Source organism: Streptomyces sp. NPDC058955, from assembly GCF_042741435.1.
Taxonomy (GTDB): domain Bacteria; phylum Actinomycetota; class Actinomycetes; order Streptomycetales; family Streptomycetaceae; genus Streptomyces.
In genome coordinates this window covers 1-25,685 of record NZ_JBHYKM010000113.1, presented here as the reverse complement: position 1 = coordinate 25,685, position 25,685 = coordinate 1, and the positions used below count along the sequence as shown (strand labels likewise).

Below are 25,685 nucleotides of genomic sequence, written 5' to 3'. Positions count from 1 at the left end.
TATGTGAAGCCGTGGACCTAGTTCGCGCCCGGGCGCTTCGTGGGCGGCGTCTGACCTGTCTTTGAGACCGCCCTGGCCGGGGGCGCCGTGGGCGGCGCCGACCCGGCCGCTGCGGGTGGTGACGTGGGCCGTCAGGTTCTCCATGGCGCCTTCGGTGAGGAGGGGGCCGAGGAGGACGGGGACGGTGGAGTGGGGCGGGACCTGGACGCCCTCGGGGATGGTGGTCTTCAGCTCGCCCTCGGGGCCGTACAGCTCGATGTCGGCGACGGCGAGGGTGTCGTCCGGGTTGGTGAGGTGGATGTAGTCGGCGCGGCCCTTGGCGGTGGAGGCGGCCGGGAACCAGAAGTCGGTGTCCGGGGCGGAGCAGTTGACGCCGAGGAGGCCGCGGGCGGCGCCGGCCGTGACGAGGGTGGTCTGCTGGACGGTCCAGCCGGGGGCGAGGGTGCCGGTGGCGGTGCCGGTGAGGCCGTGGGTGACGGCGCCGTCCGCGTCGGCGGAGACCGGCTTGCCGGGGGCGGTGACGGAGGCGGGGGCCTTCGGGGTCTTGCCCTTCTTGCCGCCGGCGTTCGGGTTCTTGGCGACGCCGAGGACGGCGGTGGGCTTGACGGCCGGGCCGGCGCCGGCGGCCGGGGCCGCGGTGCCGGGCGGGGTGTACGAGGTGATGAGCGTCTCGGCGATCTCCGAGCCGCTGGGGGCGGGGCAGAGCAGGCTGGTGCGCTCGACGGGGAGGCGGGCCGCCTGGGGTGCGGCGGCGGTCGCGGCGGCGGGCTCGCCGGGGGCGGTCAGCGCGGCGAAGCCGGTGACGGCGGCGAGGGCGGTGGCGACCGCGATCAGGGAGAGGGTGGTGCGCTTCACTGGTTGCTGCTCCCGTCGGGACGCTGCTCGGTCTCGTGGCCCTGGGGGTACCCGTAGTCGTAGCCGGCGGCGTAGCCCTCGGGGGCGTACGCCTGGGGGTCGTAGCCCTGGGGTGCCTGCTGGGGGTCGTACGCCTGGGTCTGGTCGTAACCCTGGGTCTGGTCGAAGCCCTGGCCCTGGTCGTACGCCTGGACCTGCTCGTACCCCTGGGTCTGGTCGAAGCCCTGGCCCTGGTCGTACGCCTGGCCGGCCGGGTAGCCGCCCTGGGGGTCGTAGCCCTGGTCCTGGTCGTAGCCCTGCTGGGGGTACGCGTACGCCTGCTGCTGGTACGGGTCGGCGGCGTACTCCTGGGCGTAGCCCTGCTGGTCGTAGGCGCCGGCGTACTGCTGCTGGGCGTAGGCCGGGTCCTGGGCGGCGCCGTCCCAGTCGTCCGGTTCGGCGGTCTGCTGGCCGGGGATGGCGGCGGTCCCGGCCGGGTGGTCGGCGTCGGGGGCGTCGGGCCACGCCTCGGGCGCCTCGGCGGCGGCCGCGGCGGCGGTCTCGGCCTCGGCGGCGGCGCGCAGGCGGCGGGCGCGGCGGCCGTCGCCGTCGGTGGCCTGGGCCGGGATGGCCGTCTCCTCCTCGGGCAGGTCGTCGTCGATCTCGCGGCGGCGGCCCGGCAGGGCGAGGACGACGAGGACGACGGCGAGGCCGAGCTGGGTCCAGATCCAGACGGTGTGCGCGAACGGCTCGTCGTAGGTGAGGGCGAGGCGGCCGCCCCCGGCGGGAAGCTGGAAGCCCTGGGCCCAGCCGTCGACGGTGGTCGGGGTGAGCGCGGTGCCGTCGAGGGTGGCGGTCCAGCCCTCGTCGGCGCGGTCGGCGACGCGCAGCACGCGGCCGGCGGGGCCCGCGGGGATGTCGGCGTGGGCCTCGACGGGTCCGGCCGGGACGAGGACGGCCTTGGCTGCCTCGGCGTCGGCGTCCGCCGCGGCGCCGGTCTTCGCGGCCGGCGGGACGATCATCACGCGGGCGATCTCGCGGTCGACGCGCCAGAGCGCGGCGCCGTCGAGCTGGCTGAGCCGGGAGAGGCCGGGGGTGGTGTCGAGGACGCGGCTCATCTGGCGCGGCGAGCCGTCCTTCACGAGCACGTACCGGATGGCGAAGGCGCTCAGCTCCTGCGTCTGGTCGGCGCCGGAGCCGGCGACGAGCTTGGCGACGACGGAGTCGAGGCGCGGGTCGGGCTCGGCGGTCGCGGTCAGCTCGGCGTCGCCGAGGCGGGCGCCGGAGCCGCGGACCAGGGTGTAGTCGACCGCGCCGGGCGAGCTGCCGGAGAGCACCAGGGTGCGCGGCTGGTCCTCCTGGCCGCTCTCCTCGGCGACGAAGGCGGGGACCTGCACGGGGTCGCGGCGGCTCAGCGGGCCGTCGGCGCCGCCGATCATCCAGCCGCCGGCGGCGACGGCGGGGCCGAGGGCGCAGGCGAGGGCGATCAGCGCGGCGACGGGCTGGCGCCAGCCGAAGCCGTGGGCGGCGACGCGGGTGCGGCCGCCCTCGGCGCCGAGCATGCCGGCGGCGATGAGGGCGGAGCCGTAGACGAGGGTGGCGGGGCCGGCCCAGCCGGTGCCGTCGGCGCCGTTGGCCAGGGCGGCGAAGAGCAGGCCGGCGAGGGCGGCGGCCCAGGCGGCGAGGACGGCGAAGCGGCGCTCCTCGCGCAGGAGGGCGGCGAGCGCGGCGAGGACCAGGCCGAGGAGGAGGATCCCGCCGGTGGTGCCGGGGCCGCCGGGGCTGCTCGCGAGCAGGTCGAGGGCGGTGGCGGTGCCGGTGCGCAGGTCGAGGCCGGCCTCGTGGAGGAAGGCGGAGGGGCTGGTCAGCAGGGAGAGCGACCAGGGGGCCAGAGCGAGCACCGGGACGCCGACGGCGGCGAGGAAGCGGAGCCCGTACGCGGTGAGGTCGTCGCGGCGGACGGCGAGGACGCCGAGGCCGAGGAGGACCGCGAGCGGCCACACGACCGGGGTGAACGCGGTGGTGACGGTGAGCAGCAGCGCGTACGCCCAGGTGGCGCGCCAGCTGCCGCGGTCCGGGCGGTTGAAGCCGTGGGCGGCGACGGCGGCGCGGGCCATCAGCGGGAGCAGGATCGCGAGGATCGCGGTGCCGAGCCGGCCGGTGGCGAGGGCGCCGGTGGCGGCGGGCAGGAAGGCGTACGCGATGGCGCCCCAGGCGAGCAGGAGGCGGGAGCCGACCAGGCCGCGGGCGGCGAAGTAGGCGGTGAAGCCGGCGAGCGGCACCGAGCAGACGAGCAGCACGGTGAGCGCGGTCGAGGTGGAGCCGAGGAAGAGGGCGGAGAGCGCGGCGAGGATGCCGAGGTAGGGCGGGGCGCTCTGGGTGCCTCCGGTGCCGAGGGTGTGCCAGGCGTCCGCGTACCGGTTCCACAGCTCGGAGACGGTGTCGGGGGCGGGCAGCAGGACGCCGCCGGCGAGGGAGCCGCCGGCGAAGAGGTTGCGGCAGGCGACGAGGGAGACGACGAGGAGGAGGGCGAAGAGGACCGGGCCGGGCTTGCGGGCGATCTTCTTCAGCCGGGCGAACTGCTCGATCTCCAGGAAGTCGGCGTCGTCGCCGCCGGGTCCGGACTCGACGGCGCCGTGTCGGGAGCCGGAGTCGGACTCGTCCGCGCCGAAGTGCGAGACGAGCTGTTCGGCGGCGGCGCGGACGGTGGCGCCGGGCGGCGGGAAGAGGGGGCGGTAGTCGCCGAGGGGCACGGCCGGGCTCTTGCGCCGCTTGCGCGCGGCGAGGATCCGTTCGGGCCGCAGCACGGTGGCGAGGAGGCCGGTGATCTCGTCCACGGCCTGGCCGGGGGCCTTGCCGACGAGGAGGCCGAGGGTGCGCAGCAGGGTGCCGACGACGAGCCGGAGGAAGACGTACGGGAGGGCGCGGCCGGGGCTGTTGGCGAGCAGCGTGTAGACGGCCGCGGCCTTGTCGACGCGGTGCGGGCTGGCGGCGGTGCGGCCGGCGCAGTCGACGGTGCGGCGCTCGCGGGCGGACGCCTCGGCGTGCCGGAGGACGGCGTCGGGGGCGACGAGGACGCGGTGGCCGGCGGAGTGGGCGCGCCAGCAGAGGTCGACGTCGTCGCGCATCAGGGGCAGCCGGCGGTCGAAGCCGCCGAGCTCCTCGAAGACGTCGCGGCGGACGAGCATGCCGGCGGTGGAGACGGAGAGGACCGAGCGGATCTGGTCGTGCTGGCCCTGGTCCTGCTCGCGGCGGTCGAGGCCGGTCCAGCGGCGGCCGCTGCGGGCGATGGTGACGCCCACTTCGAGGAGCTGCTTCTTGTCGTACCAGCCGCGCAGCTTGGGGCCGATGACGGCGGCGTCGGCGTCCGCGTCGGCGACGCGGAGGAGTTCGGCGAGGGCGCCGGGCTCGGGTGCGCAGTCGTCGTGCAGCAGCCAGAGCCACTGGACCGGTTCGCCGTGCGGGAGGTCGGGGAGGTCGTACGCCTCGTCGTTCCAGGTGCGGCTGACGGGGTCCCAGCCGCTGGGGCGCTTCAGATAGGGCAGGTCCTCGGGTCCGAGCACGGGCGCGGTGCGGACGGCCTCGTCGACGGCGGCTCCGAAGCCGGTGCGGCGCGCGAGGTGCAGGACGCGGTCGGCTCCGACGGCGTCGGCGACGAGCTGCGCGGAGTCGTCGGCGCTGCCGGTGTCGGCGGCGATCACGCTCTGCACCGGGCGCTCCTGGGCGAGCAGCCCGGAGAGCGCGTCGGGCAGCCAGCGGGCTCCGTCGTGGGTGACGAGCACGGCGGTGACGACGTGCCTGGGGAACTCAGGAGTTGAGGACATCGAGCTGCGGGCCCTCCGGCCGGGGTCGCCCCGTGGCGGGGCGTGGGAGCGGCTTGGACGGAGGCCCACACTAATGGTTACGGCGGGTGGGGGTGCCTGGGGCGGCCGTGCCCGGGGGCGGTGCGGGCGCGGCGGATCGCCTGTCCGCAACGGCGAACGGTCCGCCTCCCGGGTGTTCCCGGGCGACGGACCGTGGGCGATTTTCGGTCGGGGCGGGTCAGACGGCGGCCTTCTTGAGGCGGCGGCGTTCGCGCTCGGAGAGGCCGCCCCAGATGCCGAAGCGCTCGTCGTTCTGGAGGGCGTACTCCAGGCATTCGGAGCGGACCTCACAGGCGAGGCAGACCTTCTTGGCCTCCCGGGTCGAGCCGCCCTTCTCGGGGAAGAAGGACTCGGGGTCGGTCTGGGCGCACAGTGCGCGCTCCTGCCAGCCGATCTCCTCGTCCGCGTCCTCGACCAGCAGTTCCTGGAACAACTCGGTCATCTGCGCCCCTCGTCCGTCTGTGCGTCCCGTGGTGTGGCCGTGATCGAAACGGCCGAACGACACGAGTGAAATTACAAGTTCGTGCTCTGTGCGAGTCAAGCCGAGATCTGCTATTGGGCCCCGTATTCACTCTGCGGAACCAAGCCTATGCGGAAAGTGTTCAAATCACCAAAAAACGTGACACATGCCACCGGCTGTTCCCGCCGTGTCGCGCCTCCGTCCAGAAGGACGTACGAGACTTGGATCTTGTTGCGATCCAGCCATGGAAGCGATCCGGATCACAGTCCGATTACGGACGGGGTCCGTCGCCGCCATGTTTACGGGCACGACTGCTGCGCCATGTTGCCTGGTCCGGGGCTGAACAAACCTTTCTCCGGGCACTGTAACCGGATGAGGTGAAACATTACCCCCAAATCGGGCATTGAGTTGACAGTCGGGTACCCCTCCGGCCACTTTGGTGGCATGCCAGCGACCGCAGCGCCCTCCGCGACCCACGCCCGTGGGTTCCGCCGCGCTGTCCAGGCGCGCTGTTGCTGTTGCTGTTCCAGCTGTTGATGCCCCAGAGCTCCAGCTTTCTCCGGCTTTGCCTCCCGCTTCGCCTTCTCCGCCCCCAGCGTCACCCCTTCGTTTCTGCTGAGGAACCACCCCGCCCATGAACATGGACAGCGACCTTCAGATCGCCGGCGACCTCATGGAGGTCCCGCACCTGCTCCAGCCCGAGCGCGAGCACCCCGTCACCGTGGCCGAGTTCGCCGGCCTCGCCGGCGAGATCGCCGCCGACCCGGACCGCTGGGCCCCGCACGTCGAGTACGACGCCACCAGCCGCTGGTACCACCGCCTGCGCACCGGGCCCGGCTACGAGGTGTGGCTGCTCTCCTGGGTGCCCGGCCAGGGCAGCGGCCTCCACGACCACGGCCGCTCCTCCGGCGTCCTCACCGTCCTCCGGGGCGAGTTGACGGAGCGTACGGACCGGGGCGTGCGGATCCTGCGCCCCGGCACCCAGCGGATCTTCGCGCCCGGGTACGTCCACGAGGTCGTCAACGACTCCCTGGAGCCCGTGGTCAGCCTCCACGTCTACTTCCCCGGCCTGACCGACATGCCGATGCACGAGTCCCTCCAGGGCCAGTGCGCCTCCCTGGCGTCGAGGGAGTCCCTGCCCGCCTGACAGCCCGCCCGTCGCCCGACCACCACCCCTCAGAGGATCAGCCCGCGGCTGACAGACTGTCTGCATGCGCATTGTGGTTCTGGCCGGTGGCATCGGTGGTGCCCGTTTCCTTCGCGGTCTCAAGCAGGCCGTCCCGGACGCGGAGATCACGGTCGTCGGCAACACCGGTGACGACATCCATCTCTTCGGGCTGAAGGTCTGCCCCGATCTGGACACGGTGATGTACACCCTCGGCGGTGGCATCCACGAGGAACAGGGCTGGGGCCGGGCGGACGAGTCCTTCGCCGTCAAGGAGGAGCTCGCCGCGTACGGGGTCGGACCCGAGTGGTTCGGCCTCGGCGACCGGGACTTCGCCACCCACATCGTCCGCACCCAGATGCTCGGCGCCGGCTACCCGCTGAGCGCCGTCACCGAGGCGCTCTGCGCCCGCTGGCAGCCGGGCGTGCGGCTCCTTCCGATGTCCGACGACCGGGTCGAGACGCACGTCGCCATCGAGGTCGACGGCGAGCAGCGGGCCGTGCACTTCCAGGAGTACTGGGTGAAGCTGCGCGCCGCCGTCGACGCCAAGGCCGTCGTGGCCGTCGGAGCGGAGGCCGCCAAGCCCGCGCCGGGCGTCCTGGAGGCCGTCGCCGAGGCCGACGTCATCCTCTTCCCGCCGTCCAACCCCGTCGTCAGCGTCGGCACCATCCTCGCCGTGCCCGGCATCCGCGAGGCGGTCGCCGCCGCTCCCGCGCCGGTCGTCGGCCTCTCCCCCATCGTCGGGGACGCCCCCGTGCGCGGCATGGCCGACAAGGTCCTGGCGGCGGTCGGCGTCGAGTCGACGGCGGCGGCCGTGGCCCGCCACTACGGCTCCGACCTCGTCGACGGCTGGCTGGTGGACACCGTGGACGCCGGCTCCGTCGCCGACGTCGAGGCCGCCGGCATCGCCTGCCGGGCCGTGCCGCTGATGATGACCGACGTGGACGCCACCGCCGAGATGGCGCGCGCCGCGCTCGCGCTGGCCGAGGAGGTACGCCGGTGACGGCGGCGGCCTCGTACCGGGTGTGGGGAATCGCCGGGCTGCCCGAGGTGGCGCCCGGCGACGATCTGGCCAAGCTGATCGCGTCCGTCTCCCCCGGCCTGGAGGACGGCGACGTCCTGCTGGTCACCTCCAAGATCGTGAGCAAGTCGGAGGGGCGGATCGTCGCCGCCGACGACCGCGAGGAGGCCATCGACGCCGAGACGGTACGGGTGGTGGCCCGGCGCGGCACCCTGCGGATCGTCGAGAACCGGCAGGGCCTCGTGATGGCCGCCGCCGGCGTCGACGCCTCCAACACCCCCGCCGGGACCGTGCTGTTGCTGCCGGAGGACCCGGACGGGTCGGCGCGGCGGATCCGGACCGGGCTGCGCGAGGCGCTGGGCGTGGACGTCGGCGTCGTCGTCACCGACACCTTCGGGCGGCCCTGGCGCTCCGGGCTCACCGACGTGGCGATCGGCGCGGCCGGCGTGCGGGTCCTGGACGACCTGCGGGGCGTCGCCGACTCCCACGGCAACGAGCTGAACGTCACCGTCGTCGCCACCGCCGACGAACTCGCCGCCGCCGGCGACCTGGTGAAGGGCAAGGCCACCGGCATGCCCGTCGCCGTCGTGCGCGGGCTGCCGCACCTGGTCGGCGGCGACGAGGAGCCGGGCGCGCGGGCGCTGGTGCGGTCCGCCGCCGACGACATGTTCCGGCTGGGCACCTCGGAGGCCGTGCGGGAGGCGGTGACGCAGCGCCGGACCGTACGGGAGTTCACCGACGACCCCGTCGATCCCGGGGCGGTGCGGCGCGCCGTCGCCGCGGCCGTGACGGCGCCCGCCCCGCACCACACCACCCCCTGGCGGTTCGTCCTCCTGGAGTCCCCGGAGTCGCGGACGCGGCTGCTCGACGCGATGCGGGACGCCTGGATCGCGGACCTGCGGCGGGACGGGAAGTCGGAGGAGTCCATCGCGAAGCGGGTGCGGCGCGGGGACGTGCTGCGCAACGCCCCCTACCTCGCCGTGCCCTGCCTCGTCATGGACGGCTCCCACCACTACGGCGACCCGCGCCGGGACGCCGCCGAGCGCGAGATGTTCGTGGTCGCGGCGGGCGCGGGCGTGCAGAACTTCCTGGTCGCGCTGGCCGGTGAACGGCTCGGCTCGGCCTGGGTCTCCTCGACGATGTTCTGCCGGGACGTCGTACGGGAGGTGCTCGCGCTGCCCGGGCACTGGGACCCGCTGGGAGCGGTCGCCATCGGCCGCCCGGCCACCCCGCCGAAGGACCGCCCGGCGCGGCTCGCGTCGGAGTTCGTCGAGGTGCGCTGACACGGCGTCACGGGCCGAACCGTCCTGCGGCTTCCGTGAGGTGAGACCTGGGGGGCCATGTCCACGTTCCAGCCGACGGGTTCGGACTTCAGGCGGTGCGTCGTCTGCGGGGCGGGGTGGAGATGAAGTCCGTCGGAGGGGCGTGGGTGCAGATGCACCCGGAGTCCGGGTGAGCCCTACAGGGACCTGATGTCGTTCGGGGAGAAGCGGGGGGCGCGGCGGGGCGGGGTGCGGCCGCTGAGGAGGATCAGGCGGGCGGCCCGGTGGCGCTGGCCCGCGTAGGGGGCCAGCAGCTCCAGCATCGCCGCGTCGTCCGCCGTGCGGTCGCCCGCCAGGGCCCAGCCGATGATGCCGGGCAGATGGAGGTCGCCCGTGGTGACCTCGTCGGGGGCGCCGTTGCTGCGCTGGACCGTCTCCGCCGAGGTCCAGGGGCCGACGCCGGGGATCAGCTCCAGGCGCCTGCGGGCCTCCGCCGGTTCCATGAGGGCCGCCTCCTCCAGGCGGGGGGCCACGCGCGCGGCGCGGACGATCGTGGCCGCGCGCTTGCCGTCGACGTTCGCCCGGTGCCACTCCCAGGACGGGATGCGGGCCCAGGTGCGGGCGTCCGGCATCACGTAGAGCCCCTCGGGGGCCGGGCCGGGGGCCGGTTCGCCGTACTGGCGGACCAGGCCGCGCCAGGAGCCGTACGCCTCCGTCGTGGTGACCTTCTGCTCCAGCACGGTCGGGATCAGCGACTCCAGGACCAGGCCGGTGCGGGTGAGGCGGAGGCCGGGACGGCGGCGGTGGGTCGCCAGGACGAGCTTGTGGCGGGGGACGAAGGCGGCGGGGTCGTCCTCGGCGCCGAGGAGGGCGGGGAGGTGGGCGTCCAGCCAGGCCGCGCCCGGGCCGTACGTGTCCGCCGTCACCTCGCCGCCGGCGGCCCTGACCCGGAGGGTGCCCGGGCCTTCCGGGGTGCGGCTGGCGCGCCAGATCGACCCGTCGTCCGTGACGCGGAAGGTGGGGTCGTGGGGGCCCCTGCGGAGGGGGCCGAGGGTGAGGCCGAGGTCCAGGGCCGGTGTGCCGGGTGCGGAGACCTCTCCGCCGCGGGTGGTGGTGCGGGTGGGTGCGGGTTTCGGGGCGAAGCGGCCGGACATGGGTACGAGCCTAGCCGGGCGGTGCGGGTCCCGGGGTGGACGTGCGGGAGGGCGGGCGGCGCCCCGGAGGCGTCCTGCCCGCCCGCCCCCGCGGGCGGAACGCCTGCCCGTGCCGGGTGCGCGGCGGGGTTCGGGCCCCGCCGCGCCGCTCCCGCTACTGGTCCGAGCTGAAGCGGACCGTGCCCGCGGGGAGGGTGGCGTCGCACCAGATGCGGATGCCGTCGCGGAGTTCGTTGTCGGGGCCCACGTGGGCGCCGTCGCCGATGACCGCGCCCGTCAGGACGGAGCGGGCGCCGATGCGGGCGCCCGCGCCTATGAGGGAGTCGGTGATGACCGCGCCGGGTTCGACCACCGCGCCGGCGAGGAGGGTCGAGCCGGTGACGCGGGCGCCTTCGCCCACGGTCGCGCCCGCGCCGACCACCGTGCCGCCGGTGAGCTTGGCGTCGGGGGCGACCCGGGCGGAGGGCAGGACCAGGCGGTCGCCGCAGCGGCCGGGGACCGCCGGGGAGGGGGCGCGGCCGAGGACCAGGTCGGCGGAGCCGCGGACGAACGCCTGCGGGGTGCCGAGGTCCAGCCAGTACGTGGAGTCGACCATGCCCTGCAGGTGGGCGCCGGAGGCGAGCAGCTCGGGGAAGGTCTCGCGCTCGACGGAGACCGGGCGGCCGGTGGGGATCGAGTCGATCACCGAGCGGCGGAAGACGTACGCGCCGGCGTTGATCTGGTCGGTGACGATCTCCTCGGGGGTCTGCGGCTTCTCCAGGAAGGCCGTGACCCTGCCCGTCCCGTCCGTGGGGACCAGGCCGAAGGCACGGGGGTCCTCCACGCGGGTGAGGTGGAGGGAGACGTCCGCGCCGGAGTCGGCGTGGGTGCCCACCAGGGCGCGGATGTCGAGGCCGGTGAGGATGTCCCCGTTGAAGATCAGGACGGGGTCGTCGGGGCCCGAGTGGAGGCGGGAGGCGACGTTGCGTATCGCGCCGCCGGTGCCGAGCGGTTCCTCCTCCGTCACGTACTCCAGGCTCAGGCCGAGGTCGGAGCCGTCGCCGAAGTGCGGTTCGAAGACCTCGGCGAGGTAGGAGGTGGCGAGCACGATGTGCTCGACGCCGGCGGCCTTGGCCCGGGCCAGCTGGTGCGTCAGGAAGGGGACGCCCGCCGCCGGGACCATGGGCTTGGGCGTGTTGACCGTGAGCGGTCGCAGCCGTGTGCCCTTGCCACCGACCAGGAGGATCGCTTCTGTCACCTGTCGTCTCTGCTTCCTGTTCGGGGCCGGTCAGCGCGCCCGTCTCGGTCGTCCGTGCGATATGACCGGTCAGTTTATGCAGATGGTTGCCTCGGCGCCCCCATCAGCTCCGTCCCTGGTATTTCGCCGAGGAGGCCCGGGCGGTTCCGAGCTTGCCGTAGAGACGTCCGCCGGGACACTCCGTGGCGAATCCGTCACGGTGTCCGGCGATGGTGTGGAAGGTGACTTTCCGGCCCTTCTTGTAGAGGCCGCCGCCGCCGGAGACGAGGGTCTGGGTGCCCTTCGGATTGATGCCGTGGAGCCCCAGTTTCCAGGCCGTCAGGCGGGCCACGGCGGTCACCACGGCGGCCGGCGGGTTGCTGCTGGTGAAGGTGCCGAGGACGGCGATGCCCATGCTGTTGGTGTTGAAGCCGAGGGTGTGCGCTCCGAGGACCGGTTTGGACACGCCGCCGGCCCGGCCTTCGTAGATGTTTCCGCACTTGTCGACGGTGAAGTTGTAGCCGAAGTCACGCCATCCGCTGCTCTTCACGTGGTAGCGGTAGATACTGCGCAGAACGGAGGGGGCCTGGCCGCAGGTGTAGTTGTTGCCGGTGGCGCTGTGGTGGACGAAGGCCGCCTTGATCGTCTTGGTGTAGACGAATCCCTTCTCGCGGATCGACTCGTCGGCGCCCCAGCCCTTGCGGGTGATGATCTTGGGGCGGGGGCCGATGTACGGCTTCTTCTTCGCCGTCTCCCGGCCGGGCGCGGCCTGCCGGACGGGCGCGCCCTGGACCTCCTCCGCCGTGGTCGCGGGGATCGCCGGGGACGCGGGGATCGCCGTGGCGCCGTACGGGGCGAGCTGGCTGTTGACGCCGGTCGCGGCCGCCTCCGCGGCGGTGAGGACGGCCGGCGGGGCCATCGCCCGGGTGCCGGGGGCCGGGGCGGCTGCGGGGTCCTCGCCCGGGTCGACGAGTTCGAGGCGGAGGCCGGCCGGCAGCGGCGCGGCCGACCCGGCCCGGTCCCGGTGCTCCCCGGCCGTGTGGTCCGGGTGCTCCGGGTGCTCCGGCTCGGCCCGTACGCGGATCTCGACGCCGTCCGAGTCGCCCACCCACAGCGGGGCGGTGGAGCCGCGGAGGGTTCCGGCGGCTCCCTCGGCCGTGGCGGGGTCGGCGCCGTGCTCCTCGTTGTGGGTCTCGACGTCCTGCCACGGCGACCAGACGCCGTCGGCGGCGGCCCGGGTGCGGACCTGGACCGTGCCGTGCAGGACGGCCGCCGGGTCGTCCCAGACCACGCCGACCAGCGAGAAGGGTCTGACGTCCCGCCGGGCCAGGCCCTGCTCGGCCGCGGCGCCCGGGTCGGTGCCGAAGGAGCGGACGGAGGAGCCCAGCGGACGGAGCGGCAGCGACTGGGTGGAGCCCGGCAGCTCATCCTGCGCCGGTGGCAAGGCGGCCGCCGCCGGGCGCGCGGTGGCCGTCGCGGGGGCGGCGAGGGTGACCGGCAGGGCGAGCGCGGCCGCGCAGGCGACGGCGATCGAGGAGGCGAGTGAGGCACGCATGGCCCGATCGTGGGCAGCGCCCGGGCGGGGCGCGCGCCGGGAGCCGGGCGGCCCGTCCGGCCGACCGGAGGACCCCGTCACCGGTACGGCCCAGGGCGGCGCGCCGGCCCGCGTACCCTGAGCGGCGTGAACGCCAGCGACCGCACCCCCGCCGACCTGCTGCGATCCGCGCTCGCCGCGGACCCCGGCCGCCCTCTGGTCACCTACTACGACGACGCCACCGGTGAACGGGTGGAATTGTCCGTCGCCACCTTCGCCAATTGGGTGGCGAAGACGGCCAATCTGCTCCAGGGCGAGCTGTCCGCCGAACCCGGCGACCGGCTCGCGCTGCTGCTGCCCGCGCACTGGCAGACGGCCGTCTGGCTGCTCGCCTGCTCCTCCGTCGGGGTGACGGCCGAGCTGGGCGGCGATCCGGCGGACGCCGACCTCGTGGTGGCCGGGCCGGACACGCTGGAGGCGGGTCTGGCCTGTTCCGGGGAGCGGATCGCGCTCTCCCTGGCGCCGCTGGGACGCCGCTTCCCCGCCGCGCCCGCCGGGTACGCGGACTACGCGGTCGAGGTGCCGGGCCAGGGCGACCGCTTCGTCCCGTTCGTACCGGTCGACGCGGACGCGCCCGCCCTCGTCGTCGACGGTACGGAACGCAGCGGCGCACAGCTCGTCGAACAGGCCCGGCTGGATGCCGCGCGGCTCGGTCTCGGGGCCGGCTCGCGGCTGCTGTCCGGGCTGCCGTACGACGGCTGGGAGGGGCTTTCGGCCGGCCTGTACGCGCCGCTGGCCGCCGGCGGCTCCGTGGTGCTGTGCCGGAACCTGGGCGAGCTGGCGCCGGAGGCGCTGGAGCAGCGCATCGGGAGCGAGCGGGTCACGGCCACGGCGCTCTGAGGGGCGGGCGCCGCGGGGCGTTCCCGCCCCCGGTGCGTCCGATGCACCCGTTCGGCCGATCGACGCGCCGCGTACCCGCGACCGCGCGGCGAGTCCGGTACATGATCGGCCCGGGGGGAGTCGTCTCCTCCGTACAACCCCGTGTCGGGTTCGGCCGTCTCCCTTGTGCGAACGCCGGGCGCCCGACGTGCCCGAGACGCCCCGAAGGACGGACTGACGACGTGACGGACCGCGCTGGCACGCCCGCCGAACCGGACCCGGAGCAGACGCCCGAACCGGCCCCGGACCCGGCTCCGGGCGGGTCCCCGGAGGAGGCGCCCGACGGGTCCGTGGAGGAGGGGCCGGAGGAGGCGCCGGACGGGGTGTCCGCCCGGCGGCGCCGGCACTGGCTGCGGTGGGGCTGCCTGGGCGTCTCGGTCGTGCTGCTCGGCGCGGCCGGGACCGGCTGGTGGTTCTACCGGAAGCTCGACGACAACATCACCACGGACACCACGGCCGCCGACGAGCTGCGCCGGTACGAGAAGGAGCGTCCGGCGAGCGTCGTGGCGGCGGCCCGGAACATCCTCCTCATCGGCTCGGACACCCGCTCCGGCGAGGGGAACCGCAAGTACGGCCGGGACAAGGGCACCCAGCGCTCGGACACCGTGATCCTGCTCCACCTGGCGGCCGACGAGTCGAGCGCCACGGCGGTGTCGATCCCCCGCGACCTGATGGTCACGATCCCCAGCTGCGCCAGGACCGAGGGGGGCCGGACGCGGGAGCAGCTGGCGCAGTTCAACTGGGCCTTCGAATGGGGCGGGACGGCGTGCACGATCCGTACCGTCGAGAAGCTGACCGGGATCCGGGTCGACCACCACATGGTGATCGACTTCCGGGGCTTCAAGAAGATGGTGGACGCGGTGGACGGCGTCGAGGTCTGCCTCAAGGAGCCGGTGAACGACAGCGACGCCAAGCTGCGGCTGCCGGCGGGCCGACAGACGCTCGACGGGGAGCAGGCGCTGGGCTTCGTCCGGGCGCGCAAGTCGCTGGGGAACGGCAGCGACACCGAACGGATGGACCGGCAGCAGATGTTCCTGGGCGCGCTCGTCAACAAGGTGCAGAGCGACGGGGTGCTGCTGAACCCGACGAAGCTGTATCCGGTGCTCGACGCGGCGACCAAGTCCATCACCACGGACCCGGGGCTGGACTCGCTGCGGGACCTGTACGACCTGGCGCGGACGATGCGGGCGATCCCGACGGAGAAGGTCCAGTTCCTGACGGTGCCGCGGCGCCCGTACACGTACAACGCGAATCGGGACGAACTGGTGCAACCCGCCGCGAGTGAGCTCTTCCGGCAACTCCGCGAGGACAGACCGGTTCTGGTGACGAAGCCGGAACCGGAGGAGGGCTCCGGCGCATCCTCCGACGGGAAGCCGGACGACGCGGAGTCGCCCGCGCCGACCGCGACGCCGACCTTCCCGGGCCGGAACGCGGCGGAAGGGGTGTGCTCCTCGTGACCGGTGGGCCCGTTGGGTAAAGCGGGAGCCAAGGGAGAGTCAGGGGGAGTTGTGGTTTGGGCAGATTGCCCGGTTGTAAGCGGCGTGGAATTTGTCACTGACGTCGCCCCGCGCTGAACTGGGCGGATAGTGTGACGCGATCCGGTGCACCAGGACCGCGTGGTCGCACTCAGCCAAGGATCGAACGACCGAGTGGCGCCCACAGGGGGAGGCGCCCCGCGTGGCACCGACGGAGGACAGGAACCGTGGACGCGCACAGCCGTGGACGGGCGGACGAGATCGACCCCGCCGACCAGTGGGTGCTCAACCCGCAGACCGGCAACTACGAACTGCGACTGGACCACTCCGCTGGGCAGTCGCCGGTCGGTGGTTCCCCGTCCGGTTCCGGTGTCACCGGTTCCGGTACCCGCTCCGCCACCCGCCCAACCGCTCCGGCGGAAGCTCCCGTTCCCGGCCAGCGGCGGCGCCGCCCGGCCGAGCGGGACGCCCCGGAGACCGAGCCCGGCACGGCCGGCGGCGGCCGGGTGCCGCCGCAGCGCCGCCGCAAGCGCAAGCAGGGCGCCAGCCGCAAGAAGAAGGTCCTGCTGTGGACCGGCGGCACGATGGCCTTCGTCCTGGTGGGCGGCGCGGTCGGCGCGTACGCGATCTACAACAAGCTCAACGGCAACATCGGTGTCGTCGACGTCGGCGACGCCGCCGTGCAGACGGAGTCGATGGACGGGCCGCTGAACATCCTCGTCATCGGCAACGACGTCCGCACCGGCGAGGGCAACGAGTCCTACGGCAACAAGGACAACGTCACCGGCCACGCCGACACGACCTTCCTCATCCACATCGCCGAGGACCGCACCAACGCGACGGCGATGAGCATCCCGCGCGACCTCAAGATCGAGATCCCGGAGTGCCCGACGAAGGTGAACGGGACCACCAAGGTGATCCCGGGCTCGGTCGGCAAGACCAAGTTCAACGAGTCCTTCGGCGTCGAGGGCCGCGACCCCGGCTGCACCATGCGGACCATCACCCAGATGTCCGGGCTGCCGATCAACCACTTCATGATGGTCGACTTCAACGCCGTCAAGAAGCTGTCCACCGCCGTCGGCGGCGTCAAGGTCTGCCTCGCCAAGCCGATCCACGACAAGAACTACTCCAAGCTCAACCTCCCCGCGGGCGAGCACCGCGTCCAGGGCGAGCAGGCGCTGGCCTTCCTGCGGAACCGGCACGGCCTCGGCAACGAGAGCGACCTCGACCGCATCAAGCAGCAGCAGCAGTTCCTCGCCTCGATGATGCGCCAGCTCAAGGAGGACACCCTCGACAGCCCGACGAAGCTGTACGACGTCGCCAGCGCGGCGACCGAGTCGCTCACCGTCGACAAGGGCATCGGCGACGCGATGAAGCTGACCTCCCTGGCGAAGGAGCTCGCCAAGGTGGACCTGAAGAACATCACCTTCCTGACCGTGCCGGTCGTCGACAACCCCGACGAGCCGCCGACCAAGCGCGCGACGGTCGTCCTCGACCCGGTGAAGGCCCCCCAGGTCTTCAGCATGATCGAGAACGACGTCTCCTTCACCGAGGTCAAGAAGAAGGAGGCCGACGCCAAGAAGGCGAAGGCCAAGGCCCAGGCGAAGCTCCTGGAGGGCCCGAAGGCGCCCGCCGCCGAGGTCCGCGTCGACGTCTACAACGGCAGCGGGATCCAGGGCGCCGCCCAGGCGACCATCCTCTGGCTCCAGAACGAGCAGGGCGTCCTTCGCTCGTCCAACAAGAGCAACGCCCCCGAGAAGGCGGCGAAGACGAACCTCACCTACGCACCGAATCAGGCCGACCAGGCCCGCGCGCTCGCCGCGATGATGGGTCTGCCGGCCACCGCCCTCAAGCAGGGCACCACGGACGCCGCGGAACGCGAGCCCATGACGCTCGTCCTCGGCGCCGATTTCAAGGGCGCGGGGGTGCCCATGACCGGTCCGACGAAGGCGCCGGACGTCGGTCAGGTGGAAGCAGACAAGAAGGTGTGCGCCCAGTGACCCGAGAACAGCGGGTCCCGGCGCGCCCTTGACGATGAGGGGACCTGGGGTGGGACAGAACAGCGTGCGACGGGAGGGGACGCAGCAGTCAGGCGTTCCGCACGCCCGAGACCGTGGCTGGGACGACGATCTGCACGGCGCCGGCGAGGCGACCGGGGCGGGCGGCGGGACGCCGGAACCGGCCGGGGGGCCGGAGCCGGCCGCCGCGACGGGCGGCCGGGCCGCGCGGCGCCGCGGGGCGCTGGGCGCCGACGACTCCGGCCCGGCCACGGCCGGCGGCCGGGCGGCGGCCCGCAAGCAGGCCAAGAAGGCCGGCAAGCGGAAGGCCCTGCGCTGGACGGCGATCGGGGTGGCCGTCCTGGTCCTCGGGACGGCCGGCGCCGGATACGCGTACTACGAGCACCTCAACAGCAACATCCGCAGCGGCGACCGGGCCGGCGGCAGCAGCGGCGTGCAGAAGGCCGCGCCGAACGCGCTCGGCGACACCCCGCTGAACATCCTGCTGATCGGCTCGGACGACCGGGCGTCCGACGCGAACGTCGCGCTGGGCGGCGGCAAGGACCTCCGGAACGACAAGCCCCGGGCCGACGTCCAGATGCTGCTGCACGTCTCCGCCGACCGGCAGAACGCCTCGCTGATCTCCATACCCCGCGACACCGTCGTGAAGATCCCCGAGTGCAAGGGCGAGGACGGCACGACGTACCCGGCCACCACCGACCGGCCCATCAACGAGACGCTCACCCGGGGCGGTGCCGGCTGCACGCTCACCACCTGGGAGACCCTCACCGGCGTCTACGTGGACCACTGGATCATGGTCGACTTCGCGGGCGTGGTCGCGATGGCCGACGAGGTCGGCGGCGTCCCGGTCTGCGTCAACACCGGTGTGCACGACAAGTCGACCGCCCAGGTCAAGGGCGGGTCCGGCCTCAAGCTGCGCAAGGGCACCACCGAGGTCAAGGGCGAGCAGGCCCTCCAGTGGCTGCGCACCCGGCACGCCTTCGGCAGCGACCAGAACCGCGCCAAGGCCCAGCACATGTACCTCAACGGCATGCTGAAGAAGCTCCAGCAGCAGAACGCCTGGACCGACACCGGCCGGCTCATGGGGCTGGCGGAGACCGGCACCAAGGCGCTGGAGGTCTCCGACGGCCTCGACACCGTGGCCAAGCTCTTCGACCTCGGCATGCAGCTCAAGAACGTGAAGGTCGACCGGCTGTCCACCGTCACCATCCCGACCGACCCGTATCCGCCGAACCCGGACGCGTGGCTGCAGCCGAGGTCCGCGGCGGCCGAGAAGATCTGGGGCATGCTCCGGGACGACGTCGCCCTCGACAAGAACGGCGACAAGTCGCCGGCCAAGCCGAAGCCGTCCGCGGCGTCCTCGGCCTCGGCCTCCGCGAAGCCGAAGCCGACCGCCGCGGCCCCGGCCTCGCTCGCCGTCACGGTCGTCAACGGCACCGACGGCAACGACGAGCCGGCCGTCGAGGGCCGGGCCAAGAAGATCGCCACCGCCCTCCAGGGCAAGGGCTTCACCCAGGCCGACTCCTCGAAGGAGGGCAAGCCCAGCAAGGGCAGCGTCGTCGCCTACCCGAAGGCCGCCGGCGACCAGGGCCGGGCGGACGCCGAGTCCGTCGCCAAGGCCCTCGGCCTGCCGCTCTCCACCGTCCGCGCGGACGCCACGACCGAGGGGATCACCCTGGTCGTGGGCGCCGACTGGCGCGAGGGCGACACCTACAAGCGGCCGACGAGCACCGCCGGCGACCTGCCCGAGGGCGCCGACGACAAGGCCGAGTGCATGGACGTCTACTCGGTCTACCGGTGGGACGGGGAGAGCTGACCCGCTCCCCCACACGCGAACGGCGGCCGGGCTCCTCGTGGTGAGGGGCCCGGCCGCCGCCGTGCGTACGCGGTGAGGTCAGACCGTCTCGGTCTCGCCCCGCTTCACCGCCGGGCGGCGGCTCGCGATGACCTTCCTCGCCAGCGCCTTGGGGCTGGTCAGGAAGCCGAAGCCCCAGGACATGTGCATGGTGGCCAGGGCCACCGGGATCTGGACGCGGGCCTTCAGGGAGAGGCCCTTGCCCGCCGGGACCGAGCCGGCGGTGATCGCGGCGAGGTAGCCGGCCGGGATCACGAAGCCGAGCGGGCTGACGGCGGCGCCGACCACCAGGCCCGCGGCGATGGCGCAGACGGCGACCGGCGGGGCGAGGTAGCGGAGGTTGATGGAGCCGGCGTGGTAGCGGGCCACCACGTGGCGCCAGCGGCCGTAGTCCTTGTACTGCTTCGCCAGGGCCTTCACCGAGGGGCGCGGGCGGTACTGCACGCGCAGCTCCGGCGAGAACCAGATCAGGCCGCCGGCCTCGCGGATGCGGTAGTTCAGCTCCCAGTCCTGGGCGCGGATGAACTCGACGTTGTACCCGCCCTGCTGTTCCAGGGCCTCGCGGCGGAAGACGCCGAGGTAGACGGTCTCGGCGGGGCCGGCGGCGCCGCCGGTGTGGAAGGCCGCGTTGCCGACGCCGATCTTCGAGGTCATCGCGGCGGCGACCGCGTCCTCCCAGGCGTTCTCGCCCTCGGCGTGCATGATGCCGCCGACGTTCTGCGCGCCGGTCTCCTCCAGGAGCCGGACGGCGGTGGCGATGTAGTTCGGCGACAGCATCCCGTGGCCGTCCACGCGCACCACGATCGGGTGACGGGACGCCTGGATCGCCGCGTTGAGCGCGGCGGGGGTGCGGCCGGTGGGGTTGGGCACGGTGTGGACCCTGGGGTCCGCGCGCACCAGCTCGGCGGCGATCTCGTCGGTGCGGTCCGTGGACGGGCCGAGCGCGATCACCACCTCCATCTCGCCGTCGTACTCCTGCTCCAGGATGTGGCGGACCGAGTTGCGCAGATGCCGCTCCTCATTGAGGACCGGCATGATCACGGATACGGGGGGCGTGGCGTTCATCAACGGGCCACGTTACCGCGAATGGGGGACACCGGCGCGCGCCGCCGGTGCCGGTGACCCTACCGGCTGATCGTATGGGCCTACGGTGCTCACGGTCCCCCTGTCCCACCCGCGGAGGTGTCCGTCCGTGCCCACACCGCCCCGCACGCCCCGTCCGCCCCGCACGCCCGGCACGGCCGGCCGTCCGCCGGTCCCCCGGCGCGGTGGTCCCGCCCCGGTGCGGCGGCCCCGGCGGCGCCCCCGCTGGGGGATGCGGATGGCGACCGCGCTGTCCGTGGTGGTGCTGGCGGCCGGCGGGATCGGGCACGCGGTGGTCACCGGGCTCGACACCGGGATCACCCGGGTGGACCCCTTCAAGGACATGAAGAACCGCCCGCAGGCGGGCACCGGCATGAACGTGCTCGTCGTCGGCACCGACGGACGCGACCGGATCACGCCCGAGGAGAAGCGGAAGTACCGGCTGGGCGGGGCGCCCTGCCACTGCACGGACACCGTGCTGCTGGTGCACATCTCGGAGGACCGGGAGCGCGCCAGCGTCGTCTCGCTGCCCCGGGACTCGTACGCCGAGCTGCCCGAGCACACCGACCAGAACAGCGGCGAGAAGCACCGGGCGCATCCGGTGAAGCTGAACGCCGCCTACGCGGAGGGCGGGCCCGCGCTGACCGTGCGGACGGTGGAGGCGATGACCCGGGTCAAGATCGACCACTATCTGGAGGTCGACTTCACCAGCTTCATGCGGACGGTGGACGCGGTCGGCGGGGTGCAGATCTGCACGACGAAGCCGGTGAAGGACGCGTACACGGGGCTTGAGCTGGCGGCCGGCACGCATGAGCTGGACGGCGGGCAGGCGCTCCAGTACGTGCGCTCCCGGCACATCGACGGGGCCGCGGACATCGGGCGGATGCAGCGGCAGCAGAAGTTCCTGGCGGCGCTGGTGGACCGGCTGACCAGCGGCGGGGTGCTGTTCAACCCGGTGCGGTTCCGGGAGGTGTCGACGACGCTGCTCGGGTCCGTGCGGGCCGACGAGGAGTTCGGCACGGACCAGCTGCTGGCGCTGGCCAAGGCGATGCGGGGGTTCACGCCGGCGTCGTCGGAGTTCGTGTCGGTGCCGATCGGGGACATGGACTTCCCGGTGAAGGGCATCGGGTCGACGGTGAAGTGGGACGCGGACAAGGCGCAGAAGCTGTTCGCGGCGGTGCGGGAGGACCGGCCGCTGGCGGCGCGGCCGGACGCGGAAGCGGCCGCTTCCGCGAAGAAGCCGAGGTCCGTGGTCGTGGACGTGGCGCCGCGGACCGTCCGGGTGCAGGTCTACAACGGGACGCGGATCGACGGGCTGGGCCGGAAGGTGGACGACGCGCTGCGCGGGACGGGGTTCGACACGACGCGGGCGCCCATGACGGGGGCGGGGCCGGAGCGGGCGCGGACCGTCGTCGAGTACGACCCCCGGTGGGACCGGTCGGCCAGGTCGCTGGCGGCGGCGCTGCCGGGCGCGGAGCTGAAGGCGGTGCCGGGGCGGGGCGGGACGCTGCGGGTGACCGTGGGACGGGACTACGAGGGCGTCACGGCCGTGCGGGCGGAGGCGGCGCCCGCACGTGGGCCGTTCGAGGCGGTCACCGGGGACCAGGTCGTCTGCCCGTGACCGTGCGGACTAGTCGGTGTAGCCCTCGGCCGCCCTGCGTTCGCGGAGTTCCCTGATCGCCTGGCGGCGGGCCAGGCGGTGGGTGCGGCGGATCTGGGCCTCCTGGTAGCGGCGCTTGTCCTGTTCGGTCTCGGGGATGACCGGGGGGACCGTGCGGGGCTTGCCGTCACCGTCGACCGCGGCGAAGACGAGGTACGCGGAGCCGACCTGGGTCGCCGGGGTGGTGTCGTTCCAGCGCTCGGCCATGACGCGGACGCCGACCTCCATGGAGGAGCGGCCGGTCCAGTTGACCTGGGCCTTCACATGGAGGAGGTCGCCGACGCGGACGGGCTCCAGGAAGGCCATCTCGTCCATGGAGGCGGTCACGGCCGGGCCGCCGGAGTGGCGGCCCGCGACGGCGCCCGCCGCGTCGTCCACCAGCTTCATGATCACGCCGCCGTGCACCGTGCCCAGGAGGTTGGTGTCGTGGCTGGTCATGATGTGGCTGAGGGTGGTGCGGGAGGCCGAGGTGGGCTTCCCGGGTATGGCGACCTGTTCTGTCATGTCGTCCACCTTATGCCGGGTATCGGCGTTGTCTGCTTTGCATCAGCTTCGCAACAGCACCGGTCCTATTTTCCACCCGGCCTGTCGCCCGGAATGCGGAGCCCGGCACACTGGTCCGCATGAATGAGTGGCCCGAGCAGCCCGAGGGCGCCCGCCCCATGCGGCACGTGCAGAGACGCCCGCAGGGACAGCAGTCCCCGCAGTACCAGCAGGGGTACGACCAGGGGCAGGCGTACAACCCGAACTTCACTCAGGCGCAGGCCACGGGGTACGACTCCGGGTACAGCTCCGGGCAGGTCTACGGCTCCCCGCAGGGCCCCGGGCACGGCGGTCCGGGGGGACCCGCCGGCCCCGGCGGTCCGGGCGGCCGGCCGGCCGGTCCGGCGCCGGACTGGCGCAAGCGGATCAAGATCGGCTCGATCGTGCTGGTCGTCGGCGTCCTCGCGTGGGGCGTCGGCACCTACGCCTGGGCCAGTTCGCAGATGCGCAACGAGGTGGACCTCTCCAAGGTCATCGAGCGGCCGGCCGAGGGCGACTGCACGACGTACCTGATCGTCGGTTCCGACAGCCGCGAGGGCATGACGGCCGAGGACAAGAAGAAGCTGCACACCGGTTCCGCGGAGGGCAAGCGGACCGACTCGATGATGATCCTCGCGGCCTGCTCCAGCGGGAACACGATGATCTCGCTGCCCCGTGACTCCTGGGTGACGATCCCGAACTTCGTCGGCTCCGAGTCCGGCAAGGCGTACCCGGCGCGCGGCGGCTCCAAGCTGAACGCGGCCTACGCGATGGACGGCCCGGAGCTGCTGGTCCGTACGGTCGAGTTCAACACCGGGCTGCGGATCGACCACTACGCGGAGATCGGCTTCGCCGGCTTCGCGAACATCGTGGACGCGCTCGGCGGCGTCGAGCTGAACATCGAGAAGGGCTTCAAGGACAAGAAGTCGGGCGCCGACTTCCAGGCCGGCGAGCAGACCCTCAACGGCGAGCAGGCCCTCGCCTTCGTCCGCACCCGGTACGCCTTCGCCGAGTCGGACCTGGCGCGGACGAAGAACCAGCAGAAGTTCCTGTCCGCGCTGGCCAACCAGGCGGCGACGCCCGGCACGATCCTCAACCCGTTCCGGCTGTACCCGACGCTCGGCGCCGGTCTGGACACCCTGATCGTCGACAAGGACATGTCCCTGTGGGACCTGGGCCAGATGTTCTTCGCGATGAAGGGCATCAGCGGCGGTGACGGCAAGTCCATGAACATGCCGATCGCGGGCAGCGCGCCGCAGGGCTCCCTGAAGTGGGACATGCCGAAGGTGAAGCAGCTCGTCGAGCAGATCAAGAACGACCAGAAGGTCACCGTCGAATCGAACCGGTGACGTCCGCCCCCGCCCCGGCCGGCAGGCCGTGGGCGGGGGACGCTCCTCCCGGGAACCACCGGCGCTCGACGCCCTCCCCCGCGCTCCGCCACTGGGGCGGTCGCGGCGCGGCCCGCGCGAAGTGTTGCCCGTTTTGCCTGAATTACCTTGTTACGTTCCTCCTCGCGCGCCGCCCCCGCACCGCCGGCGACCGGGGCATCGGCCACCGACGTGCGGCGACGACGCGGACGCGCATGACCTCTCGCACCGCACCGAGGAGCGTTCGTAGTGATCAGACCCGTACCCCTCAGGCGTCATGCCGGCACAGCGCTGCTGGCCGTATCGCTCGCCGGGGCGTCCCTCGCGCAGGCGTCGCCGGCCCAGGCCCTGTCCGCGGCCCTGCCGATCTGCTCGACGCCGAACGCGCTGGACGGCAGCCGCTTCGAGATCGACACCAACGCCAACCTGGTCGTCAACGGCGCCGCGGCCACCTGTGTCGACTGGCTGACCGGTGGCACCGGCACCCCGCTCCGGATCACGCCGAAGCGCGACCGGCCGAGCGGGGCCAACGACAACTCGTTCGGCCAGGGCACCTCCGAGAACGACCCGAACCCGACGATCGTCACCGGGTCGATCCCGCCCAACAAGAGCGATCTGCTCTCCTTCGGCGTTTACACCGAGGAGACCACGACGCCGAAGTTCCTCGAACTGTTCTGGCAGCGGGTGAACAGCCCGCAGGGCACCACGAACATGGACTTCGAGCTGAACCAGAAGTTCTGCAACCCGATGGCCACGCCGACGAACTGCGCGAACAACGGGCCGGTCGAGACCGCCACCCCGATCCGCACCCAGGGCGACAAGCTCATCACGTACGACCTCTCCCGGGGCGGCACCGTCCCGACCATCTCCATCCGGGAGTGGACCGGCACGGTCTGGGGCCCGGCCGACGTCATCAGCGACGGACAGAGCCCGGACGCCCTCGGCTCGGTCAACACCACCCTGATCCCCTCGAACCAGGCCGGCGGCACCGTCGCCGCCGGGGGTCTGGGCACCCTGGACCCGTTCACCTTCGGTGAGGCGGCGATCTCCTTCGACGCGATCTTCCCGACCGGGGGCGACTGCCGGACCTTCGGCTCGGCCTACGTGAAGAGCCGCTCCTCGGACTCCTTCAACTCCGAGCTGAAGGACTTCATCGACCCGCAGCGGATCAACCTCACCAACTGCACGTCGCTGATCACCACCGCGACGCCGAGCGTGACGATCGGCGACCCGATCCGCGACACCGCCACCCTGGGCGGCGGCGTCGACCCGACCGGGACGATCGCCTTCCGCCTCTACGACAACGCCCAGTGCTCGGGCACCCCCGTCTTCACCAGCACCGTCAACGTGAACGGCAACGGGAACTACAACTCCGCGCAGTACTTCCCGACCGCGGTGGGCACCTACTACTGGATCGCCCAGTACAGCGGTGACGCCAACAACTCCGGCTCCACCACCGCCTGCGGCGACGCCAACGAGTCCTCCGTGGTCACCAAGACCCGGCCGTCGATCGCCACGGACCTCTCCGCCGACGAGGTCGTGGTCGGCGGCTCGGTCTCCGACTCGGCCACCCTGTCGAACGCCACCCCCGACGCGGGCGGCACGGTCACCTACGCCGTGTACTCGGACAACGCGTGCACGCAGAACGAGCGGCTCGCCGGCGAGAACCTCCCGGTCGTGAACGGGGTCGTCCCCGACTCCAGCGCGCTGACCTTCAACTCGCTCGGCACCTTCTGGTGGCAGGTCCGCTACAGCGGCGACGCCAAGAACCAGGCCGCGGTGAGCGCCTGCGAGTCCGAGCCCCTGACGGTGGTCAAGGCGGGCGCCAGCGTCTCCACCACGCAGTACGTGTACCCGCAGGACAGCAGCACCGTCACCGCCACGGCCGGCGGCCAGCCGACCGGCACCGTCGTCTTCAAGCTGTACGGCCCCAACGACGACATGTGCAGCATGCCCGTCTACACCAGCCCCGCGATCGCGCTGGTCAACGGCCAGGCCGCGACGAACAACACCACGTTCCGGATCGACGCCGCCAACGACGGCGACTACAAGTGGACCGCGTCCTACAGCGGTGACGCCACCCACAACAGCGCCGCCAGCGCGTGCGGTGCGGAGCACTCCGACATCACGATCACGGACAACTAGTCCCGCCGCGCGGGACCACGCCGACCCCGCACGGCACCGCGGCCCCCCCCCCGACACCCGGGGGCCCGGGGGGGGGGGCGCCCCCCCCCCCGCGGGGGGGGGGGGCAGGCAG

18 protein-coding genes are annotated in these 25,685 nt (G+C 73.1%); 10 read left to right on the top strand and 8 right to left on the bottom strand.

Going from position 1 to position 25,685, the window contains the following annotated elements:
- The 3 genes from ACFW1I_RS31180 to ACFW1I_RS31170 all read right to left on the bottom strand — a co-directional run.
- A partial coding sequence (locus tag ACFW1I_RS31180; protein ID WP_384676203.1) for a DUF5719 family protein occupies nucleotides 1–855 on the bottom strand: 855 nt, incomplete at its 3' end.
- On the bottom strand, nucleotides 852–4,658 hold the full coding sequence (locus ACFW1I_RS31175; RefSeq protein ID WP_384676201.1) for a glycosyltransferase: 3,807 nt from the start codon (nucleotides 4,656–4,658) through the stop codon (nucleotides 852–854). The genes ACFW1I_RS31180 and ACFW1I_RS31175, both read right to left, overlap by 4 nt.
- Before the next feature lie 217 nt (nucleotides 4,659–4,875).
- Entirely contained in the window at nucleotides 4,876–5,139 is a 264-nt protein-coding gene (locus ACFW1I_RS31170) for a WhiB family transcriptional regulator (protein WP_031014374.1), read from the bottom strand.
- A gap of 652 nt (nucleotides 5,140–5,791) precedes the next feature.
- On the opposite strand from ACFW1I_RS31170, the gene ACFW1I_RS31165 reads away from it, so the two are divergent.
- The 3 genes from ACFW1I_RS31165 (at nucleotide 5,792) to ACFW1I_RS31155 (ending at nucleotide 8,626) form a co-directional block, all read left to right on the top strand.
- A complete protein-coding gene (locus ACFW1I_RS31165; protein WP_384676199.1) occupies nucleotides 5,792–6,304 on the top strand; it encodes a cysteine dioxygenase in 513 nt (170 codons plus the stop codon).
- Between the two features lie 64 nt (nucleotides 6,305–6,368).
- A complete protein-coding gene (cofD, locus tag ACFW1I_RS31160; protein ID WP_384676197.1) occupies nucleotides 6,369–7,325 on the top strand; it encodes a 2-phospho-L-lactate transferase in 957 nt (318 codons plus the stop codon).
- Entirely contained in the window at nucleotides 7,322–8,626 is a 1,305-nt protein-coding gene (locus tag ACFW1I_RS31155) for a coenzyme F420-0:L-glutamate ligase (protein WP_384676195.1), read from the top strand. Before cofD ends, ACFW1I_RS31155 begins: the two co-directional genes overlap by 4 nt.
- A gap of 176 nt (nucleotides 8,627–8,802) precedes the next feature.
- Here ACFW1I_RS31155 and ACFW1I_RS31150 read toward each other — a convergent pair whose 3' ends face one another.
- The 3 genes from ACFW1I_RS31150 to ACFW1I_RS31140 all read right to left on the bottom strand — a co-directional run bounded on the left by ACFW1I_RS31150 (nucleotide 8,803) and on the right by ACFW1I_RS31140 (nucleotide 12,530).
- Nucleotides 8,803–9,759, bottom strand: a complete 957-nt coding sequence (locus tag ACFW1I_RS31150) for a DNA-3-methyladenine glycosylase family protein (RefSeq protein ID WP_384676193.1) — start codon at nucleotides 9,757–9,759, stop codon at nucleotides 8,803–8,805.
- Between the two features lie 154 nt (nucleotides 9,760–9,913).
- Nucleotides 9,914–10,996, bottom strand: a complete 1,083-nt coding sequence (locus ACFW1I_RS31145) for a sugar phosphate nucleotidyltransferase (RefSeq protein WP_384676191.1) — start codon at nucleotides 10,994–10,996, stop codon at nucleotides 9,914–9,916.
- A gap of 103 nt (nucleotides 10,997–11,099) precedes the next feature.
- Nucleotides 11,100–12,530 (bottom strand): N-acetylmuramoyl-L-alanine amidase, encoded by a 1,431-nt coding sequence (locus ACFW1I_RS31140; RefSeq protein ID WP_384676189.1) that lies wholly within the window; start codon nucleotides 12,528–12,530, stop codon nucleotides 11,100–11,102.
- A 126-nt stretch (nucleotides 12,531–12,656) separates the two neighbouring features.
- On the opposite strand from ACFW1I_RS31140, the gene ACFW1I_RS31135 reads away from it, so the two are divergent.
- From ACFW1I_RS31135 to ACFW1I_RS31120, 4 genes are all read left to right on the top strand, one after another.
- Nucleotides 12,657–13,409, top strand: coding sequence for a TIGR03089 family protein (locus ACFW1I_RS31135; RefSeq protein WP_384676187.1), 753 nt, complete (start codon nucleotides 12,657–12,659; stop codon nucleotides 13,407–13,409).
- Between the two features lie 221 nt (nucleotides 13,410–13,630).
- Nucleotides 13,631–14,905 carry an LCP family protein gene (locus tag ACFW1I_RS31130; RefSeq protein WP_384676185.1) on the top strand — a complete coding sequence of 425 codons (1,275 nt, stop codon included), beginning with the start codon at nucleotides 13,631–13,633 and terminating at the stop codon, nucleotides 14,903–14,905.
- Nucleotides 14,906–15,150: 245 nt separating this feature from the next.
- Nucleotides 15,151–16,923: an LCP family protein gene (locus tag ACFW1I_RS31125; RefSeq protein ID WP_384676183.1), complete on the top strand. Its 1,773-nt coding sequence runs from the start codon at nucleotides 15,151–15,153 to the stop codon at nucleotides 16,921–16,923.
- A gap of 49 nt (nucleotides 16,924–16,972) precedes the next feature.
- Nucleotides 16,973–18,757 (top strand): LCP family protein, encoded by a 1,785-nt coding sequence (locus ACFW1I_RS31120; protein WP_384676182.1) that lies wholly within the window; start codon nucleotides 16,973–16,975, stop codon nucleotides 18,755–18,757.
- A 78-nt stretch (nucleotides 18,758–18,835) separates the two neighbouring features.
- Here the strand turns inward: ACFW1I_RS31120 and ACFW1I_RS31115 are convergent, their stop codons facing one another.
- Complete coding sequence (locus ACFW1I_RS31115; protein ID WP_384676180.1) at nucleotides 18,836–19,861, bottom strand: glycosyltransferase family 2 protein; 1,026 nt, start codon at nucleotides 19,859–19,861, stop codon at nucleotides 18,836–18,838.
- 250 nt (nucleotides 19,862–20,111) lie between these two features.
- On the opposite strand from ACFW1I_RS31115, the gene ACFW1I_RS31110 reads away from it, so the two are divergent.
- Complete coding sequence (locus ACFW1I_RS31110; RefSeq protein WP_384676205.1) at nucleotides 20,112–21,500, top strand: LCP family protein; 1,389 nt, start codon at nucleotides 20,112–20,114, stop codon at nucleotides 21,498–21,500.
- A gap of 9 nt (nucleotides 21,501–21,509) precedes the next feature.
- Here the strand turns inward: ACFW1I_RS31110 and ACFW1I_RS31105 are convergent, their stop codons facing one another.
- Nucleotides 21,510–22,043 (bottom strand): acyl-CoA thioesterase, encoded by a 534-nt coding sequence (locus ACFW1I_RS31105; protein WP_384676178.1) that lies wholly within the window; start codon nucleotides 22,041–22,043, stop codon nucleotides 21,510–21,512.
- Nucleotides 22,044–22,162: 119 nt separating this feature from the next.
- Here ACFW1I_RS31105 and ACFW1I_RS31100 point away from each other — a divergent pair, with 119 nt between their 5' ends.
- Entirely contained in the window at nucleotides 22,163–23,410 is a 1,248-nt protein-coding gene (locus ACFW1I_RS31100) for an LCP family protein (protein WP_384676176.1), read from the top strand.
- Between the two features lie 267 nt (nucleotides 23,411–23,677).
- Nucleotides 23,678–25,573 (top strand): Ig-like domain-containing protein, encoded by a 1,896-nt coding sequence (locus ACFW1I_RS31095; RefSeq protein WP_384676174.1) that lies wholly within the window; start codon nucleotides 23,678–23,680, stop codon nucleotides 25,571–25,573.
- Nucleotides 25,574–25,685 lie beyond the last annotated feature (112 nt).

Coding starts and splice junctions, on each gene's coding strand:
- ACFW1I_RS31175 (WP_384676201.1), bottom strand. CDS start 4,658: ATGTCCTCAACTCCTGAGTTCCCCAGGCACGTCGTCACCGCCGTGCTC.
- ACFW1I_RS31170 (WP_031014374.1), bottom strand. CDS start 5,139: ATGACCGAGTTGTTCCAGGAACTGCTGGTCGAGGACGCGGACGAGGAG.
- ACFW1I_RS31165 (WP_384676199.1), top strand. CDS start 5,792: ATGAACATGGACAGCGACCTTCAGATCGCCGGCGACCTCATGGAGGTC.
- cofD (WP_384676197.1), top strand. CDS start 6,369: ATGCGCATTGTGGTTCTGGCCGGTGGCATCGGTGGTGCCCGTTTCCTT.
- ACFW1I_RS31150 (WP_384676193.1), bottom strand. CDS start 9,759: ATGTCCGGCCGCTTCGCCCCGAAACCCGCACCCACCCGCACCACCACC.
- ACFW1I_RS31140 (WP_384676189.1), bottom strand. CDS start 12,530: ATGCGTGCCTCACTCGCCTCCTCGATCGCCGTCGCCTGCGCGGCCGCG.
- ACFW1I_RS31115 (WP_384676180.1), bottom strand. CDS start 19,861: ATGAACGCCACGCCCCCCGTATCCGTGATCATGCCGGTCCTCAATGAG.
- ACFW1I_RS31110 (WP_384676205.1), top strand. CDS start 20,112: ATGCGGATGGCGACCGCGCTGTCCGTGGTGGTGCTGGCGGCCGGCGGG.
- ACFW1I_RS31105 (WP_384676178.1), bottom strand. CDS start 22,043: ATGACAGAACAGGTCGCCATACCCGGGAAGCCCACCTCGGCCTCCCGC.
- ACFW1I_RS31100 (WP_384676176.1), top strand. CDS start 22,163: ATGAATGAGTGGCCCGAGCAGCCCGAGGGCGCCCGCCCCATGCGGCAC.